16 protein-coding genes are annotated in these 17,468 nt (G+C 67.3%); 4 read left to right on the forward strand and 12 right to left on the reverse strand.

Annotation, left to right across the window (positions count from 1 at the left end; genetic code table 11):
* Positions 1-16 precede the first annotated feature (16 nt).
* The 8 genes from speB to gabT all read right to left on the reverse strand — a co-directional run bounded on the left by speB (position 17) and on the right by gabT (position 8,404).
* On the reverse strand, positions 17-976 hold the full coding sequence (speB, locus tag AC23D4_RS00745; protein ID WP_472888444.1) for an agmatinase: 960 nt from the start codon (positions 974-976) through the stop codon (positions 17-19).
* A gap of 4 nt (positions 977-980) precedes the next feature.
* Positions 981-1,586: a GNAT family N-acetyltransferase gene (locus AC23D4_RS00750; RefSeq protein WP_472888445.1), complete on the reverse strand. Its 606-nt coding sequence runs from the start codon at positions 1,584-1,586 to the stop codon at positions 981-983.
* A 3-nt stretch (positions 1,587-1,589) separates the two neighbouring features.
* Positions 1,590-2,408, reverse strand: coding sequence for an ABC transporter permease (locus tag AC23D4_RS00755; protein WP_290967405.1), 819 nt, complete (start codon positions 2,406-2,408; stop codon positions 1,590-1,592).
* Between the two features lie 12 nt (positions 2,409-2,420).
* Complete coding sequence (locus tag AC23D4_RS00760; RefSeq protein ID WP_472888552.1) at positions 2,421-3,656, reverse strand: ABC transporter permease; 1,236 nt, start codon at positions 3,654-3,656, stop codon at positions 2,421-2,423.
* A gap of 71 nt (positions 3,657-3,727) precedes the next feature.
* The gene (locus AC23D4_RS00765) at positions 3,728-4,759 is read right to left on the reverse strand and encodes an ABC transporter substrate-binding protein (protein WP_472888446.1); all 1,032 of its coding nucleotides are present in this window, start codon (positions 4,757-4,759) and stop codon (positions 3,728-3,730) included.
* Between the two features lie 39 nt (positions 4,760-4,798).
* Entirely contained in the window at positions 4,799-5,881 is a 1,083-nt protein-coding gene (locus AC23D4_RS00770; protein ID WP_472888447.1) for an ABC transporter ATP-binding protein, read from the reverse strand.
* A 37-nt stretch (positions 5,882-5,918) separates the two neighbouring features.
* Positions 5,919-7,109, reverse strand: a complete 1,191-nt coding sequence (locus AC23D4_RS00775) for a CaiB/BaiF CoA transferase family protein (RefSeq protein WP_472888448.1) — start codon at positions 7,107-7,109, stop codon at positions 5,919-5,921.
* Complete coding sequence (gene gabT / locus AC23D4_RS00780) at positions 7,106-8,404, reverse strand: 4-aminobutyrate--2-oxoglutarate transaminase (RefSeq protein WP_472888449.1); 1,299 nt, start codon at positions 8,402-8,404, stop codon at positions 7,106-7,108. The genes AC23D4_RS00775 and gabT overlap by 4 nt, the downstream gene beginning before the upstream one ends.
* A gap of 145 nt (positions 8,405-8,549) precedes the next feature.
* On the opposite strand from gabT, the gene AC23D4_RS00785 reads away from it, so the two are divergent.
* Positions 8,550-9,956: an aminotransferase-like domain-containing protein gene (locus AC23D4_RS00785; RefSeq protein WP_472888450.1), complete on the forward strand. Its 1,407-nt coding sequence runs from the start codon at positions 8,550-8,552 to the stop codon at positions 9,954-9,956.
* A gap of 124 nt (positions 9,957-10,080) precedes the next feature.
* Entirely contained in the window at positions 10,081-12,702 is a 2,622-nt protein-coding gene (gene alaS, locus AC23D4_RS00790; protein ID WP_472888451.1) for an alanine--tRNA ligase, read from the forward strand.
* 113 nt (positions 12,703-12,815) lie between these two features.
* Here the strand turns inward: alaS and AC23D4_RS00795 are convergent, their stop codons facing one another.
* Positions 12,816-13,754, reverse strand: a complete 939-nt coding sequence (locus AC23D4_RS00795) for a pseudouridine synthase (RefSeq protein ID WP_472888452.1) — start codon at positions 13,752-13,754, stop codon at positions 12,816-12,818.
* A 63-nt stretch (positions 13,755-13,817) separates the two neighbouring features.
* Here AC23D4_RS00795 and AC23D4_RS00800 point away from each other — a divergent pair, with 63 nt between their 5' ends.
* Positions 13,818-14,057, forward strand: a complete 240-nt coding sequence (locus AC23D4_RS00800) for a hypothetical protein (protein WP_226466130.1) — start codon at positions 13,818-13,820, stop codon at positions 14,055-14,057.
* Positions 14,058-14,211: 154 nt separating this feature from the next.
* On the opposite strand, the gene trmB is transcribed toward AC23D4_RS00800, so the two are convergent.
* The gene (gene trmB, locus AC23D4_RS00805) at positions 14,212-14,973 is read right to left on the reverse strand and encodes a tRNA (guanosine(46)-N7)-methyltransferase TrmB (RefSeq protein ID WP_290971317.1); all 762 of its coding nucleotides are present in this window, start codon (positions 14,971-14,973) and stop codon (positions 14,212-14,214) included.
* Between the two features lie 122 nt (positions 14,974-15,095).
* Here trmB and AC23D4_RS00810 point away from each other — a divergent pair, with 122 nt between their 5' ends.
* Positions 15,096-15,317: a hypothetical protein gene (locus AC23D4_RS00810; RefSeq protein WP_177135341.1), complete on the forward strand. Its 222-nt coding sequence runs from the start codon at positions 15,096-15,098 to the stop codon at positions 15,315-15,317.
* On the opposite strand, the gene gluQRS is transcribed toward AC23D4_RS00810, so the two are convergent.
* On the reverse strand, positions 15,295-16,215 hold the full coding sequence (gene gluQRS / locus AC23D4_RS00815) for a tRNA glutamyl-Q(34) synthetase GluQRS (protein WP_472888453.1): 921 nt from the start codon (positions 16,213-16,215) through the stop codon (positions 15,295-15,297). The genes AC23D4_RS00810 and gluQRS overlap by 23 nt on opposite strands.
* 105 nt (positions 16,216-16,320) lie before the next feature.
* Positions 16,321-17,460 (reverse strand): NAD(P)/FAD-dependent oxidoreductase, encoded by a 1,140-nt coding sequence (locus AC23D4_RS00820; RefSeq protein ID WP_472888454.1) that lies wholly within the window; start codon positions 17,458-17,460, stop codon positions 16,321-16,323.
* Positions 17,461-17,468 lie beyond the last annotated feature (8 nt).

The raw sequence follows: 17,468 nt of genomic DNA on the forward strand, positions 1-17,468 counted from the left end.
ACGCGCTGCAGCGCCGTCACCGGTATTGCACACCCGGCAACACGCACAGCATTTCAAACAGCAGGTTGGCGCCGAGCAGGGCGGTGTTGCCGCTGGTGTCGTAGGCCGGGGACACTTCGACCAGGTCACAGCCCACGAGGTTCAAGCCGCGGCAGCCGCGCACGATCTCCAGCGCCTGTGGCACGGTGAGGCCGCCGATCTCGGGCGTGCCGGTGCCGCCCGCGTAGGCCGGGTCGATGCCGTCGATGTCGAAGCTCAGATACGTGGGCGTGTCGGGGCCGATCTTTTCGCGGATCTGCGCCATCAAGGGCGCCAGGCTGGTCCACCAGATCTCGTGCGCCGGCACCACGGTGAAGCCCTGCTGGCGCGGCCAGTCGAAGTCTTCGGCCGAATAACCGCTGCCACGCAGGCCGATCTGCCAGACCTTGTTGCCGATCAGCAGGCCTTCTTCCACCGCGCGGCGGAAGGGCGTGCCGTGGGCGATGGCCTCGCCGAACATGTCGGGGTTCACATCGGCGTGCGCGTCCACATGGATCATCGCCACCGGGCCGTGTGTCGCCTTCATCGCGCGCAGGATGGGCAGGGCGATGGTGTGGTCGCCGCCGAGCGTGAGCGGGATGCAGCCGGCCGCGATGACCGGGCGGTAGTGCTGCTCGATGAGGTCCACCGATTTCAGGAGGTTGTAGGTGTTGATCGCCACGTCGCCCAGGTCGGCCACCTGCAGCGCGTCGAAGGGCGCGGCGCCGGTCGCCATGTTGTAGGGGCGGATCAGGCAGGACTCGGCGCGGATCTGGCGCGGGCCGAAGCGCGCGCCGGGGCGGTGGCTGGTGCCGGTGTCGAGCGGCACGCCGATGAAGCCGGCGTTGAGGCCCGCCGCCGATGTGGCGACGGGCAGCCGCATCATGCTGGCCAGGCCGCCGAAGCGCGGCATGGCATTGCCGCCCAGCGGCTGGTTGAAAGCGGTGGGATCGGTCATGGGTTCAGGCCCGGGGTTTGACCAGCTGGAAATCCAGATGGGCTTTGACCGATGACCACTCGCTGGCCAGGATGCTGTAGACGCAGGTGTCGCGCAGCGCGCCATGTGCGTCGGGGTGGCGGTTGATCTGGTGCGAGCGCAGCACGCCGTCGAGCTTGGCGCCCAGGCGCTCGATGCCGCGCCGGCTCTGGTGGTTGAAGAAGTGCGTGCGGAACTCCACCGCGATGCAGTCCAGCGTCTCGAACGCGTGGGTCAGCAACAGGCGCTTGCATTCGGTGTTGAGCGGGCTGCGCTGCACGGCCGTGCGGTACCAGGTCGATCCGATTTCGACGCGGCGGTTGGCGGCGTCGATGTTCATGTAGGTCGTCATGCCCACCGCCTTGCTGCTGGCGTTCAGCACGGCGAACGGCAGCATGCTGCCGGCCTGCTGCAGGCCCAGGCGGCGGTCGATTTCTGCGGCCATGCCCTCGGGCGTGGGGATCGCGGTGTACCAGAGCTTCCAGAGTTCGCCGTCGCGCACGGCTTCGACGAGATTGTCGTGGTGCTCGGCGCGCAAGGGCACCAACTGCGCGTGCTGGCCGATCAGGGTGGTGTCGGTGGTGAAGGGCATGATCTATTTTCTTCTTCCACGCAGCCACTCCAGCGTCAGCATCAGCGCTGTCGTGAACAGGATCAGCAGCGTGGCCACGGCGGCGATGGTGGGCGAGATGTTTTCCCGGATGCCGGTGAACATCTGGCGCGGCAACGTGACCTGCTCGGGGCCGGCGAGGAACAGCGTGACCACGACCTCGTCAAACGAGGTGGCGAACGCGAACAGCGCGCCCGAGATCACGCCGGGGGCGATGACCGGCAGCGTGACGCGGAAGAAGGTTTCGAGCGGGCTCGCACCCAGGCTCAGGCTGGCTTTCACCAGGTTGTGGTTGAAGCTCTGCAGCGTGGCCAGCACGGTGGTGACGACAAACGGCGCACCGAGCGCGGCGTGCACGATCACAAGGCCCAGGTAGGTGTCATTCAGCCCCCACTTGGCGAAGTACAGGTAGCTGCTCACGCCCACCACCACGATCGGCACCACCATGGGTGCGATCAATAGGCTGGTGATGAAGCCCTTGCCAAAGAACTTCGTGTTCGCCAGGCCCATGGCCGCGAGCGTGCCCAGCACGGTGGCCAGCAGGGTGGCGAGGGGCGCGACGATGAAACTGTTCTTCGCAGCGCGGATCCAGTCGTCGGAGTGGAACATTTCGCGGTACCACTGCAGCGACCAGCCTTCGATGGGGTAGGCGAGAAACGAACTGTCGCTGAACGACAGCGGGATGATCACCACCACCGGCAGCAGCAGGTAGACGATCACACCGATGCCAGCGCCACGCAGGGCAAACCAGCCGAGCTTGTCGAGCAGGTTGTAGTAGGCGGGGAAGACGGGCAACAACTTCATGACGGATTCCTGTTACCCAAGGCTCAGCTCGGCCTTGGAGACCTTGCGGTACAGCACGTAGAGCACCATGGTGGCGGTCAGCAGCACACCACCGAGCGCGCAGGCCATGCCCCAGTTGACTTCGACGTTGGTGTACTGCGCCACGTAGTAGCTCAGCATCTGGTCGGCCGGGCCACCGAGCAGGGCGGGCGTCACGTAGTAGCCGATGCAGGTGATGAAGACCAGCAGGCCGCCCGCGGCCACACCGGGGTAGGTCTGCGGCAGGTAGACGCGGAAGAAGCCGGCCAGTGGCGGGCTGCCCAGCGAGATGGCAGCACGCAGGTAGTTGGGTGGCACCGATTTCATGACGCTGTACAGCGGCAGGATCATGAAGGGCAGCAGGATGTGCACCATGGCGATGATCACGCCCAGGCGGTTGAACAGCAGGGGAATGGGGGTGTCGGTCGCACCGACCCAGATCAGGAAGCGGTTGACCAGGCCGTTGTTCTGCAGCAGCACGATCCAGGCGGCGATGCGCACCAGCACCGAGGTCCAGAAGGGCAGCAGCACGAGGATCAGCAGCACGTTGGCCTTGCGCGCCGAGAGCGTGCTGAGCCAGTAGGCGAGCGGATAGCCCAGCAGCAGGCAGAAGAACGTCACCACGGCGCTCATCTGGAAGGTGCGGCCCAGGATGTCGCTGAAGGCGGCTTCTTCGGCGCCCACGCGCTCGATGTCGCCTTGGGCGTTGCGTTTGAAATCGAGCGCGGCGAGCAGGTAGTCGGGCGTCCAGCGCGAGCTGTTCTTGGCGATGGTCTGCCAGTAGGGCAGTTCTTCCCAGCGCGCGTCGTGTTCGATGAGCTTGGCGCGAGCCTCTTCGGGTGTGAGGTTGTCGCCCAGCGGCAGGGCGCGGTAGGTGCCCATGACCAGCGAACGGGCGCCGGCCACCTCGCTGTTGAGGCGGCGGGCCAGTATGCCGGCCTGGGCGGTTTCTTCGATGCTGCCCATGTCGGCCAGGATGGCGGCGTAGGCGGCGGCCGGTGGCGGGCTCTCGCGGTCCCAGTCGTCCAGCGCCTGCCCCGTGCGGGGCAGGACGTCGGCCACTTCGGGATTTTCAACCGCCCGCACCAGCAGGGAACCCAGCGGAACCAGAAAAAACACCAGCAGAAAAACCAGCAGGGGCATGGTCAGTGCCAGGGCGCGCAGCTTCCTGCGCCGTTCGGCGCGGTGCAGCTGCGCGGCGAGGCTTCCCCCCGCCAGGGCCTGGCCCATGCTCCCTGCCGGAGCGGATCGTTCCAGGGCGGCCCCTGCGAACGGCTGGAGATCGGTTCCGCTGGTGCTCATCACTGCGCTGCCCAGGCGGAGAAGCGCTTCTCCAGGGCTTCACCCTGGTCGGCCCAGAAGCCGATGCCGAACTGCAGCGCGTCCTTGCTGTTGGCCGGCGAGGTGGGGAGCAGGCCCAGGACCTTGGCGTCGAGCTTGGTCAGGGCCTTGTTGTTGGTCGGGCCGTAGCTGATGTTCTTGGCGTATTCGGCCTGCGCGTCGGGCGAGCTGGCCATGGCGATGAACTTCAGGGCGGCGTCCTTGTTGGGCGTGCCCTTGGGCATGACCCAGTAGTCCAGGTCGTAGATGCCGCCGGTCCAGGTGATCTTGAGGTTCTTGCCTTCGCGCTGGGCGGCGTCGATGCGGCCGTTGTAGGCGGTGGTCATGGCCACGTCACCCGCGACCAGGAACTGCGGCGGCTGCGCGCCGGCTTCCCACCACTGGATGTTGGGCTTGAGTTCGGTCAGCTTCTTGAACGCGCGATCGGCACCGTCCTTGGTGGCCAGCACCTTGTAGACGTCGGCGGTCTTGACGCCGTCGGCCATCAGGGCGAATTCGAGGTTGTAGCGGGCGCCCTTGCGCATGCCGCGTTTGCCGGGGAATTTCTTCACGTCCCAGAAATCGGCCCAGGTGGTGGGCGCGGTCTTGAGCTTGTCGCCGTCGTAGGCCATCACGGTGGACCACACGAAGGTGCCGACGCCGCACTCGTGCACGGCGGCTTTCTGGAAGTCGGCCTTGTTGCCGACCTTGGCCCAGTCCATTTTCTCGAACAGGCCTTCGTCACAGCCGCGGCTCAGGTCCGGGCTCTCGACTTCGACCACGTCCCAGGTGACCTTCTTGGCTTCGACCATGGCCTTGATCTTGGCCTGTTCGCCGTTGTATTCCACGGCGGTGATCTTGCCACCACCGGCTTTCTCGAAGGCCTCGAAGTAGGCCTTCTTCTGGGCGGCACCGTTGGCGCCACCGAAGTTGACGACGGTGAGCTGGCTCTGGGCCATCACCGGCAGGGCGACCATCAGGGCCGCGGCCAACAGAACAGGTTTGAGTTTCATGGGGCTTATCTCCAGGGGTTGAGGAACGGGGAAACAGGTTCAGCGGTATATGCGCAGGTGTTCGGGCGGGATGTGCAGGCCGATGGTCTGGCCGGCGTCCATGTGGCCCAGGTGCTGCAGCGGTACTTTGACGCTGATCTCCGGCTGGCCGCTGACCTGGCAGCGCAGGCGCAGGTGGTCGCCGAAATAGATCACGTCGCCGATGGCCGCGCCCAGGCGGTTGACGGTCGGGCCGCTGCCGTTGACCACGGTGATGCGTTCGGGCCGCACGCTGCACTGCACGGTCTCACCGGCCTGCGCCTGGTTGACGTTGACGCCGGTCAGTCGCGTGCCGTCGGCGAGCGCCACCTCGCAGTGTTCGCCCGTGGTCTGCACCACCTGGGCGTCGAGCACCGAGTTGTCGCCCACGAAGCTGGCGACGAAACGGTTGGACGGTGTTTCGTACAAGCGGTCGACCTGGTCGATCTGCTGGATCACGCCTTCGCTGAACACCGCCACGCGGTCTGACATGGTGAGCGCTTCCGACTGGTCGTGCGTCACGTAGACGAAGGTCACGCCCAGGCGGCGGTGCAGCGCCTTGAGCTCCAGCTGCATGTGTTCGCGCAACTGTTTGTCGAGCGCGCCCAGCGGCTCGTCCATCAGCACCAGTTGCGGGTCGAACACCAGCGCGCGGGCCAGCGCCACGCGCTGCTGCTGGCCGCCCGAGAGCTGGCCGGGAAAGCGGCTGCCCATGTGGCCCATCTGCACCATGTCGAGTGCGCGCTTGACCTTGGCTTCGACGTCGGCCTTGCCGAGCTTGCGCACGGTGAGCGGGTAGGCGATGTTGTCGGCCACCGTCATGTGCGGGAACAGCGCGTAGTTCTGGAACACCATGCCGAAGTTGCGCTTGTGCGGCGGCGTGCGCGTGATGGGCACGCCGTTCAGGCTGATCTCACCCGAGGTCGGCGACTCGAAGCCCGCGAGCATCATCAGCGTGGTGGTCTTGCCCGAGCCCGAGGGACCGAGCAGCGAGAGGAATTCACCCTTCTGGATCTCCAGGTTCAGGTCCCGGACCACCAGGGTGTGGCCATCGTAGGTTTTCTGCACACCGGTGAAGGTGACGAGTGCGTTGGGGGTGGTCATGGGCGCGATCGGTTCTGGAAGGAGGACTGAAGGAGGTTCAGGACTGGTCATGCAACCATCGTGCCTGGTGGGCGCCGAGGGCGGGTGGCGGCAGATCGGCGACGGGGCGTTGCCCGTCCAGCACCATCGGATTGGCGATCATGGGTGGCACTGTGGCACTTTCGGCTGGTATCCGCAATCCGCGCGCCGCCACATGGGGATGCGCCATGACTTGAGCAATGTCAAGGATCGGCGAGCAGGGCACGCCCGCGGCATCCAGCCGCTGCACCCAGTCGGCAGTGTTGCGCTGCATCGTCCAGCCGGTGAGCAGCGGCACCAGCGTGGCGCGGTGCTCCACGCGCGCCGGGTTGGTCGAGAAGCGTGCGTCGCGCGAGACTTCCGGGTGGTCGCAGGCTTCACAGAAGCGGGCGAACTGGCCGTCGTTGCCCACGGCGAGCACCATGTGGCCGTCCCGGGTGGGGAACACCTGGTAGGGCACGATGTTCGGGTGCGCGTTGCCCATGCGCGTGGGCGTCTTGTTTCCAATCAGCTGGTTGCTGGCCTGGTTGGCCAGCATGGCCACCTGCACATCGAACAGCGCCGCGTCGATGTGGCGCCCCTTGCCGGTGCGTGCGCGTTCGTGCAGCGCCGCGAGGATGGCGGTGGTGGCGTACACACCCGTCATCAGGTCCGTCACGGCCACGCCCACCTTCTGCGGCTCTTCGCCTTTGTTGCCGGTGATGCTCATCAGCCCCGCTTCGGCCTGGATCGCGAAGTCGTAACCGGCCTTGTGCGCCAGCGGGCCGTTCTGGCCGTAGCCGGTGATCGAGCAGTAGATCAGGCGCGGGTTGATGGCCTGCAGGCTGGTGGCGTCGAGCCCGTACTTGGCGAGCTGGCCGACCTTGTAGTTCTCGATCAGCACGTCCGCTTCACGCACCAGTTCACGCACCTGCTGGATGCCTTCGGCGCTGGCGATGTCGATCGCCACCGAACGTTTGCCGCGGTTGGCACAGACGAAATACGCGGCCACGCGCCCGGCGTCTTCGCCCCACCAGGGCGGGCCCCAGCTGCGCGTATCGTCACCAGCACCGGGGCGCTCCACCTTCAGGACTTCGGCGCCGTAGTCGGCCAGCAGCTGACCGGCCCAGGGACCGGCGAGCACACGCGAGAGGTCGAGCACACGCACGCCCTCGAGCGGGCGTGGCGCCACGCTGCTTGCGCCGTCGGGGGGCTGATCGTTGCAGCTCATGCGCCTTGCAGCGCGTCGAGCGAGGCAGCAATGATCGCCAGGCCTTCATCGAGCAAGGCATCGCTGGCGGTCAGCGGCACCAGGATGCGCACCACGTTGCCGTAGGTGCCGCAGGTCAGGATGATCAGGCCGCGTTTCGTGGCTTCGGCGGCGAGGGCCTTGGTGAGGTCGGCGTCGGGCTGGTGCACGTCGCCGTTCTTGCACAGCTCCATGGCGACCATGGCGCCCAGGCCGCGCACGTCGGCGATGCAGTTGTGTTTCTTCGCCAGCGTCTGCAGGCTGGCGGTGATGCGCGCGCCGACGTCGCGGCTGCGCTGCAGCAGGTCGTGTTTTTCAAACTCGTCGAGCACGGCCAGGGCTGCGGCACAGGCCATCGGGCTGCCGGCGTAGGTGCCGCCGAGGCCGCCCGCGGCGGGCGCGTCCATCACTTCGGCGCGGCCGACCACGGCAGAGATCGGGAAACCGCCGGCCATGGACTTGGCCAGGGTGATCAGGTCGGGCGCGATGCCGCTCTGCTCGCAGGCGAACCAGGTGCCGGTGCGGCCAGCGCCGGTCTGCACTTCGTCGCAGATCATCAGGATGCCGTGCTGGTCGCACAGCGCGCGCAGGCGCTGCATCAGCTCGGGCGGTGCGACGTTGAAGCCGCCTTCGCCCTGCACCGGCTCGATGATGATGGCCGCCACGCGGCTGGCTTCGATGTCGTTCTTGAGGATGGATTCGACCGAGGCGATCGCATCGTCCACGCTCACGCCGTGCAGCGCGTTCGGGAAGCGGGCGTGGAAGATCTCGCCCGGGAACGGACCGAAGCCGGTCTTGTAGGGCGCGACCTTGCCGGTCATGCCCAGGGTCAGCAGGGTGCGGCCGTGGTAGCCACCGGTGAAGGCGATCACGCCCGAGCGGCCGGTGTGGGCGCGCGCGATCTTGATCGCGTTTTCCACCGCTTCGGCGCCGGTGGTCAGGAACAGGGTTTTCTTGGCGAAGTCGCCGGGGGCCTTGGCGTTCAGGCGCTCGGCCAGTTCCACGTAGGGCTCGTAGGCCAGCACCTGGAAGCAGGTGTGGGTGTACTGGTCGAGCTGGGCCTTCACGGCCTCGATCACGGCCGGGTTGCGGTGGCCGGTGTTGAGCACGGCGATGCCGCCAGCGAAGTCGATGTAGCGGCGGCCTTCCACGTCCCAGATCTCGGCGTTTTCGCCCCTGGCGATGAAGATCTGGTGGCTGTGGCCGACGCCGCGGGGGATGGCGGCCTGGCGGCGGGCCATGAGCATGGCGTTGGTGGCTTGGGATTCGCGTTGCATACAGGGGGCTCCGATCGTGAAGAAATTTCAGACTGGGGCGGACTGTAGGGCTCGCGGGCCACCGCTAACATATACAGACAGTGCCTGCACAGCGATGCACTGTGCAGCCCTGCGGACCTGTACAAATTTACCCTGATAGCGCCCGATGTTCACCCTGAACCCCAAAAGCACCAGCCCGCTCGTGGTGCAGATCGTCGAGGGGTTTCGCGACCTGATCCAGAGCGGCAACCTGCGCCCGGGCTCCAAGGCGCCCTCCATCCGCCAGTTCGCCCATGCCCACGGCGTGAGCGTGTACACCGTGGTCGATGCCTACGACCGGCTGGTGGCGCTGGGCTATTTCGTCTCGCGCCCGCACTCGGGCTTTTTTGTGCGCAAGCGCGATGGCGTGGCACCGCAGGCGCCGGGCACCGTGCCCGCCGAGACGGCGAACTACAACTTCGACTCCATGTGGTACCTGCGCCGGGTGTTCGAGGCGCGCGCGCTGCGCATGAAACCGGGCTGCGGCTGGTTGCCGGGCAACTGGCTGTTTGAAGAAGGCCTGCGCCGCAGCCTGCGCACGCTGGCGTCTGAAAACGTGGACCTGGGTGGCTACGGTGAACCCAAGGGTTTTGCGCCACTGCGCCAGCTGGTGCGCGACCTGCTGGCCGAGCAGGAGATCGCCGTCAGCGCCGACCAGGTGCTGCTCACCCAGGGCTCCAGCCAGGCCATGGACCTGGTGGCGCGCCGCCTGATTCGCCCGGGCGATCCAGTGCTGGTGGACGACCCCGGTTACCCCAATCTGCTGTTTTCACTGCGTTTCCTGGGTGCCCGGCTGATCGGCGTGCCGCGCACGCCAGCCGGCTACGACCTGGCCGCGCTCGAAGCCCTGGTGCTGGAGCACCAGCCCAAGGTGTTTTTCACCCAGCCGCGCCTGCAAAGCCCCACCGGTTCGGTGGCCAACCTGGCGCACCTGCACCGTGTGGTGCAGCTGGCCGAGCAGCACCAGTTCACGGTGGTGGAAAACGACATCTACGCCGACCTCGACCCCGAGCCGCGGCCCTCGCTGGCCAGCCTGGACCAGTTGCAACGGGTCGTCTACATCAGCAGTTTTTCAAAAACCATCTCACCCAACATCCGCGTCGGTTTCCTGGCCGCGCCGCCCGACCTGCTGGAAGACTTTGCCCAGCTCAAGATGATCTCGGGCCTGACCTCGTCCGAGTTCAACGAGCGCCTGGCCTACGGCGCGCTGGTGGACGGGCGCTGGCGCAAACACCTGCGCAGCCTGCGCGAACGCCTGGCACAGGCACACCAGCGCGTGGCCCAGCAGCTGGAGAACCTGGGCTTCGAGCTGTTCTGCGAGCCCAAGGCCGGCATGTTCCTCTGGGCACGCCATCCCGACATTGCCAACGCGACCGAGCTGGCCTACAAGGCCGCGGAGCAGGACATCCTGCTCGGGCCCGGCCACCTGTTCGCGCCCGACCTGCAGCCCAGCCCCTGGTTCCGCTTCAACGTGGCCTTCACCGAAGAGCCGCAGGTGCTGGCTTTCCTGAAAAGCGGCCGCACGAGCGCCTGACACCCGGTTTTCCGGGCCCGATGCGGCCCACCAGGCACAAGCCCCGCCAGTTTGCGAAAATACCGGGTTTGGTGCACATGTGCACCGGCTGCACCCGATCGACAGAACCCCTCCAAAGGCCACCATGACCCGCCCCGCCTCCGTTGCCGACATCCGCAAGACCTTCCTGGACTTCTTCGCCTCCAAGGGCCACACCGTGGTGGCGTCCAGCCCGCTGGTGCCGGGCAACGACCCCACGCTCATGTTCACCAACTCGGGCATGGTCCAGTTCAAGGACGTGTTCCTCGGTACCGACAAGCGTCCCTACGTGCGCGCGGCCTCGGTGCAGGCCTGCCTGCGCGCCGGCGGCAAGCACAACGACCTGGAAAACGTGGGCTACACCGCGCGCCACCACACCTTCTTCGAGATGCTGGGCAACTGGTCGTTTGGCGACTACTTCAAGCGCGAGAGCCTGAAGTGGGCCTGGGAGCTGCTGACCGAGGTCTACAAGCTGCCGGCCGAGCGCCTGCTGGCCACGGTGTACGAAGAGGACGACGAGGCCTACGACATCTGGACCAAAGAAATCGGCCTGCCGCCCGAGCGTGTGATCCGCATTGGCGACAACAAGGGCGGCCGCTACAAGAGCGACAACTTCTGGATGATGGCCGACACCGGCCCCTGCGGCCCCTGCTCGGAAATCTTCTACGACCACGGCGACCACATCGCCGGCGGCCCCCCGGGCAGCCCCGATGAAGACGGCGACCGTTTCATCGAGATCTGGAACAACGTGTTCATGCAGTTCAACATGGACGAGACCGGCGCCGTCACGCCGCTGCCCGCGCCCTGCGTGGACACCGGCATGGGCCTGGAGCGCCTGGCCGCGATCCTGCAGCACGTGCACAGCAACTATGAAATCGACATCTTCGACGCGCTGATCAAGGCCGCTGGCCGCGAGACCGGGACCAAAGACCTGAACAACCCCTCGCTCAAGGTGATCGCCGACCACATCCGCGCCACCGCCTTCCTGATCAGCGACGGCGTGATTCCATCGAACGAAGGCCGTGGCTACGTGCAGCGCCGCATCGTGCGCCGCGCTATCCGCCACGGCTACAAGCTGGGCCAGAAAACCCCGTTCTTCCACAAGCTGGTGCCCGATCTGGTGGCCGTGATGGGCGAGGCTTACCCGAACATGGCGAACCAGGCGCAGCGCATCGGCGAGGTGCTCAAGACCGAAGAAGAGCGTTTCTACGAAACCCTGGCCAACGGCATGGAAATTCTGGACGCAGCCCTGGCCGATGGTGCGAAAGTGCTGCCGGGCGACGTGGCCTTCAAGCTGCACGACACCTACGGCTTCCCGCTCGACCTGTCGGGCGATGTCTGTCGCGAGCGCGGCCTGACGGTGGACGAGGCCGGTTTCCACGCCGCCATGGAAGCGCAGAAGGCCAAGGGCCGCGCAGCCGGCAAGTTCAAGATGGACAAGGCGCTGGAGTACACCGGGGCCGGCAACACTTTCGTCGGTTACGAACAGCTCGAAGCCACGGCCAAGGTCGTGGCGCTGTACCTGGACGGCACGCCCGTGGCCGAACTCAAGGCAGGGCAACAAGGTGTCGTGGTGCTGGACACCACGCCCTTCTACGCCGAGAGCGGTGGCCAGGTCGGTGACGAAGGGCTCATCACCAGCGGCTCGGCGAAGTTTTCTGTGGGCGACACGCAGAAGATCAAGTCCGACGTGTTCGGCCACCACGGCGTGATGGAGCAGGGCACGCTGGCCGTGGGCGACACCGTCACCGCGGCGGTGGACACCGCGCAGCGCGCCGCCACCGTGCGCAACCACTCGGTCACGCACCTGATGCACAAGGCCTTGCGCGAGGTGCTGGGCACGCATGTGCAGCAGAAGGGCAGCCTGGTCGACGCCGACAAGACGCGTTTCGACTTCACGCACAACGCGCCGGTGACGGATGCGCAGATCCGCGACATCGAGCAGCGTGTGAACGCCGAGATCGTGGCCAACGCGGCGACGCAGGCGCGCGTGATGGACATCGAATCGGCGCAGAAGACCGGCGCCATGATGCTGTTCGGCGAGAAATACGGCGAGTCGGTGCGTGTGCTCGACATCGGCTCCAGCCGCGAACTCTGCGGCGGTACACACGTCAAGGCCACGGGCGACATCGGCTTCTTTACCATCACCGCGGAAGGCGGCGTGGCCGCTGGCGTGCGTCGCGTGGAAGCGGTGACGGGCCTGAACGCGCTGAGCTATGTGCAGGGCATGGAAGCCACGCTCGGCGGTGTGGCCGGCACGCTCAAGGTCACGCCCGGCGAGGTGCCCGCGCGCGTGGGTGCGCTGCTGGACCAGATGCGCGATCTGGAAAAGGACATGAACGCGCTCAAGAGTCGGCTGGCCTCGGCGCAGGGCGACGAGCTGGTGAACCAGGCGGTGGAGGTCAAGGGCATCCAGGTGCTGTCGGCGGTGCTGGCCGGCGCAGACGCCAAGGGCCTGCGCGAGACCATGGACAAGCTGAAGGACAAGCTGAAATCCGCCGCCATCGTGCTGGCTGCGGTGGACGGCGGCAAGGTACAGATCGCTGCGGGCGTGACGGCCGACGTGATGGCCAAGGTCAAGGCCGGCGAGCTGGTGAACTTTGTGGCCCAGCAGGTGGGCGGCAAGGGCGGCGGCAAGCCCGACATGGCCATGGCCGGTGGCACCGATGCGTCGGGCCTGCCGAAGGCGCTGGCTTCGGTGCAGGCCTGGGTGGCCGAGCGCCTGTAACCCAGGGTTTCGCCGCCGGGCCGCCCCAAGGCGAAACAGCCCCCACGGGGGGCAGCGACCCGCGCAGCGGTGGAGCCCCGGGGCCCCGCCGACGGCGGGAGCACGCTTGGGGGCTATGTGTCTGGCCAGTCCAGGCTCAGCCCGCTCTCAAACCGCCGCGCCTCGCCGGTCACCGGGTCGGTGAACGTCATACCCTTGGCCAGAAGGCGCAGCGGCTCAGAAAAATCTTCCTCTTCGTCTGGCCCGTGCCGCACGGTCGGGTAGAGCTGGTCGCCTACGATGGGCAGGCCGAGTCCGTTCATGTGCACCCGCAGCTGGTGACGCTTGCCGGTGACGGGTTCCAGCGCGTACCGCGCCCAGTCACCAAGCCGCTCCAGCACACCGATGCGCGTCTCGCTGTTCGGTTCGCCAGCCACCTCGTTCATGCGGTAAAAATCGGTCGGATGCTCCACGAGGCGGCTGCGGCGCGTGTGCGGCCAGCTCAATGCGTCGGTGGCCGGCGCGATGGCCTCGTAGGTCTTTTGCATGGTTCGCCCACTGAAGAGCGCGTGGTAGGTCCCGCGCTCGGCGGGATTCACGGCCAACAGCACCAGCCCGGCGGTTTCGCGATCAATGCGGTGCAGCGGTGCCAGCTGTGGCAGGCCGAGCTTGCGTTGAAGGCGCACCAGCAAAGTCTGCTGCACATAGCGCCCGCCCGGCGTCACGGGCAGAAAGTGCGGTTTGTCGGCCACCACCAGATGCGCGTCCTGGTAGAGCACCGTTTCTTCAAATGGCACCACCTCTTCGTCCGGCAGCTCGCGGTAGTAATACAGCCGCGTATTGCCCCGGTACGGCGCCTCGGGCGGTACGGCCTGGCCCGCTTCGTCCAGCACCGCGCCCGTGGCCAGCCGCTCGGCCCACGCCGCGCGCCCCACCTTTGGCAGGCGTTCGTCCAGAAAGTCGATCACGCCGGGCCAGCGGGCGTCACCGGCTTTGACCCCAGGCAGTGCGACGCAGCTGGGCGACACGCCGTCGCGGGCGGGAATGAGCGGGTTCTTGGAGGATCGGGCCACGGCGGAGGAGGGTGAGCGAAGGAAATGCGGGTATTCTCTGCGCCTTCACCACAGGACCCCGCCGTGATCAAAGCCGCCAACCTCTCCGACACCGTCATCCGTGCCCGCCTGGCGCTGGCGCTTGGTGTGAGCAGCCTGCTGCTGAGCGGCTGCGCTGTGGTGGCCGTGGTCGATGTGGCTGCATCGGCAGTAGTGGGCGTGGCCGGCCTCGCGGTGGACGCGGCGGTCGGCACGGCCCGCATCGGCGGCCAGCTCATCGGTGCCGGTGCCGACGCGGCACTGGACTCGGACGAGGACGATTGACCCGATGTTCGGTATCAGTTTTCCGCGGCGCGGGAGCACCACCCTCACCGCATGAAACAACGCCACCCGCAGGCACCGCCGGGCGGGCTTTGCCAGACGGCCAGTGCCGCCCCTGGAGGGGGGTGACGCGAAGCGGTGCGGGGGGTGTTTCAATTCAGGCGCGCACAAACACCAGATCCCACACGCCGTGGCCCAGTTGGATGCCGCGGTTCTCGAATTTGGTCAAGGGCCGGTAGTCCGGCTTGGGCACGTAGCCGTCGCTGCCAGCCGCGGCCGTGTTCTTCAGCAGCGGCTCGGCACTCAGGACTTCCAGCATCTGCTGGGCATATGGTTCCCAGTCGGTCGCGAGGTGCAGGTAACCACCGGGTTTCAGGTGCCGCGCCAGGCGGTTCACGAACGGGGTCTGGATCAGGCGGCGCTTGTGGTGGCGCGTCTTGTGCCAGGGATCGGGGAAGAAGATGTGCACGCCGTCCAGGCTGCCCTCGGGCAGCATGTGGTCAAGCACTTCGACCGCGTCGTGGCGGAAGATGCGGATGTTCTGCAGGCCCGCTTCGCCCACGAGCTTGAGCAGCGCGCCCACGCCGGGTTCGTGCACTTCGCAGCAGAGGAAATTGTCGCCAGGGCGCACGGTGGCGATGTGCGCGGTGGCGCCGCCCATGCCGAAGCCGATCTCCATGATCAGCGGCGCCGCGCGGCCGAAGGCGGCCGTGGTGTCCAGCGTCTGGCTGGCGTCGTAGTTGAGCAGAAACTGCGGACCGAACTGCTCGTAGGCGCGGGCCTGGCCCGGGCCGGTGCGCCCGGCGCGCAGCACGTAGCTCTTGATCACGCGCATGAAGGGCACGCCATCGGGCTGTGGTGTTCCGGCGGGAGGGGGTGCCTGGTCGGCGGTGGCGTTGTCGGGGATGTCAGGGTTCATGGTGCGGCGCGAGAGGGGTGGGAGATTGTAGGAGCCCGGCTTGGTGGCGCGGCGCGTGCCCTGATTTCCCGTCGGGGGCAGAATGGGGGTGACAGACTCCACAACCTTTTCAGAGAATCACCATGAACGCCACCAAACTCATTGCCCTGGTCCTGATCGCTGGCGGCGCGCTGGCCCTGATCTACGGCGGCTTCAGCTACACCCAGGACAGCACGGCGGTGAAGCTGGGCCCGCTGGAGTTGACCGTGAAGGAAAAGAAGACCGTCAATGTGCCGCTGTGGGCGGGCATCGGTGCCATCGCGGTGGGGGGCTTGCTACTGGTCATGGGCGGGCGCAAAGGCTGAGAGACTGAGCGTCCCTCCACTGAGCGACCCAGGCGGCGAGGGCTTCCGGCACCGATCCCGGAGCGGCCAGCAGTCCCAGTGTCGCGGCCGCCTGGTGCAGCGCCAGCACCGGTTCGCTCAGGTCCAGTGCCTGTGCCCCGTTCTGTTTGCTGAGCTTTTCATCATTGGCGCCCAGCACCAGCGGGGTGTGCAGGTAAGCCGGCAGGGGCAGGCCCAGCGCCCGCTGCAGCGCAATCTGGCGCGGCGTGTTGTCGGCCAGGTCTTCGCCGCGCACCACGTGCGTGATGCCCTGCGCGGCGTCGTCCACCACCACGGCGAGCTGGTAGGCCCAGAGGCCGTCGGCGCGTCGCAGGATGAAGTCACCGACCTCGCGGGCCACGTTCTGCGCCTGCGGGCCCAGGCGGCGGTCGGTCCACGTCATGACAGCCGGCTCGCTCGGCACCGCGAAGCGCCAGGCGCGCGCGGGCTTGCCTTGCAGCCCGCCGTTTTCGGGGCGGCAGGTGCCGGGGTAGACGGCCGCGTGATGGCGCTCGCGACCCAGCCCTGCCGCGTGCAAGGCCGCTTCGATGTCCTTGCGCGAGCAGCCGCAGGGGTAGGCACGGTCCTTGACGACGAGCTGGTTCAGTGCCTGCAGGTAGAGCACACCCCGCTCTGATTGCCAGACCTCGGGTTCGTCGCTGACCAGGCCGCAAGTGGCGAGCTGCTGCAGGATGAGACGGTCGGCACCGGGCACGCAGCGCGGCGTGTCCACGTCTTCGATGCGCACGATCCAGATGCCGCCGTGGGCGCGGGCGTCAAGCCAGCTGGCCAGCGCCGCGACGAGCGATCCCGCGTGCAGCGGGCCGGTGGGAGAGGGCGCGAAGCGCCCGCGGTAGGACGATGCAACCGACAAAGCCATGTACTCGGAGCGCGTGTCTGTGCCAGCACACACCGCGGGACTGGCTTCGCCAGACCGCTGGTGTTGTCCCCCGGGGGGGGAAGCCGCGCAGCGGCGCAGGGGGGGTCAAATCATTTCGAGAGCGAGTTCGAGCCCGGAGACAAAGGCGTCTTCCACGCGGTGGCCCAGGCACCAGTCGCCGCACAGGCCGATGCCGAGCGACTTGTCGTACACGTAGGGCCGGCCCAGCGGCTGCTGCGTCTGCGCGAAGCGCCAGCGGTGCACCACGGCGTGGGTGGGGGTGGCGCGGATGCCGGTGATTTCGGCAAAACCCTTGAGCAGCTTGGCCTTGACGCGCTCGGTATCGTCTTCAAGGTGTTTGGCCGACCATTCGGGGCTGGCCTGGATGGTCCAGCGCTCGATGGGCTCGCGCCTCGGCTTGCTGTTTTCGCGCGCGAGCCAGCTGATGCGGTGGTGGATGCTGCGCGCGGCGTTCCACTGCGGACCGATGTGCGGCAGGCCGGGCTGCATGGCCTGGGGGTAGGCGACCATGAGCGTCCAGCAGGGGGCCACCTGCACCGGGGCGAGGGACTGGCGCAGCTCGGGCGAGTGGCCGGAGACCAGCAGCAGGTCGTGGGCCTGCAGGTGCGGAATGGCGAGCACCACGCGGTCGAAGCCACCGAGCACGTGCTGGCCGCCTTCGACGTCTTCGGTGCGCAGCTGCCACTGCTCGGGATTCAGCACATCGCGTTCGATGTGGGTGACGCGGGTTTCGGTGAGCGTGCGCGCGGGCAGGTCACCGAAGAGTTCGGGGTGGGCCAGCGGCTGGACCCAGTGCTCGACCAGACCGCTCATGCCGGGTGTGGCCACGAAATGCGGTTCGGACGGCGGCGGGGAACTGGCCAGCACATGACCGAATTCGTCGAGCACGCGCACCGTGTTCGCACTCCAGGGGCGCACCACGGACTGTGCGGTCTGCAGTGCCTGGGCGAAGCGCTTGTCGCGCACCGTGAAGTACTGCGCACCGTGGTCGAAGCCGCCGAATTCGCTGCGGCGGGTGGACATGCGGCCACCGAAGCCGCGGCTCTTTTCAAACAGGGTGACGCGGTGACCCGCCTGCAGCAGCGTGCGCGCGCAGGCCACGCCGGCCATGCCGGCGCCCACCACCGCGATGTGCATCGGGGTCGGTTTCCTGGGTTGGGGGGTGCGGGCCGGCTTGCGCGGGACGGCTGCGGACGGGGTGCGGGTTTTTTTGCTGGTGGTCATGTCTCGGG

The sequence above is a fragment of the Hydrogenophaga sp. L76 genome, from assembly GCF_057654755.1.

Bases quoted from the DNA above. Each gene is read 5' to 3' on its own strand.
- speB (WP_472888444.1), bottom strand. From the start codon at position 976: ATGACCGATCCCACCGCTTTCAACCAGCCGCTGGGCGGCAATGCCATG.
- AC23D4_RS00750 (WP_472888445.1), bottom strand. From the start codon at position 1,586: ATGCCCTTCACCACCGACACCACCCTGATCGGCCAGCACGCGCAGTTG.
- AC23D4_RS00755 (WP_290967405.1), bottom strand. From the start codon at position 2,408: ATGAAGTTGTTGCCCGTCTTCCCCGCCTACTACAACCTGCTCGACAAG.
- AC23D4_RS00760 (WP_472888552.1), bottom strand. From the start codon at position 3,656: ATGGGCCAGGCCCTGGCGGGGGGAAGCCTCGCCGCGCAGCTGCACCGC.
- AC23D4_RS00765 (WP_472888446.1), bottom strand. From the start codon at position 4,759: ATGAAACTCAAACCTGTTCTGTTGGCCGCGGCCCTGATGGTCGCCCTG.
- AC23D4_RS00770 (WP_472888447.1), bottom strand. From the start codon at position 5,881: ATGACCACCCCCAACGCACTCGTCACCTTCACCGGTGTGCAGAAAACC.
- AC23D4_RS00775 (WP_472888448.1), bottom strand. From the start codon at position 7,109: ATGAGCTGCAACGATCAGCCCCCCGACGGCGCAAGCAGCGTGGCGCCA.
- gabT (WP_472888449.1), bottom strand. From the start codon at position 8,404: ATGCAACGCGAATCCCAAGCCACCAACGCCATGCTCATGGCCCGCCGC.
- AC23D4_RS00785 (WP_472888450.1), top strand. From the start codon at position 8,550: ATGTTCACCCTGAACCCCAAAAGCACCAGCCCGCTCGTGGTGCAGATC.
- alaS (WP_472888451.1), top strand. From the start codon at position 10,081: ATGACCCGCCCCGCCTCCGTTGCCGACATCCGCAAGACCTTCCTGGAC.
- trmB (WP_290971317.1), bottom strand. From the start codon at position 14,973: ATGAACCCTGACATCCCCGACAACGCCACCGCCGACCAGGCACCCCCT.
- AC23D4_RS00810 (WP_177135341.1), top strand. From the start codon at position 15,096: ATGAACGCCACCAAACTCATTGCCCTGGTCCTGATCGCTGGCGGCGCG.
- gluQRS (WP_472888453.1), bottom strand. From the start codon at position 16,215: ATGGCTTTGTCGGTTGCATCGTCCTACCGCGGGCGCTTCGCGCCCTCT.
- AC23D4_RS00820 (WP_472888454.1), bottom strand. From the start codon at position 17,460: ATGACCACCAGCAAAAAAACCCGCACCCCGTCCGCAGCCGTCCCGCGC.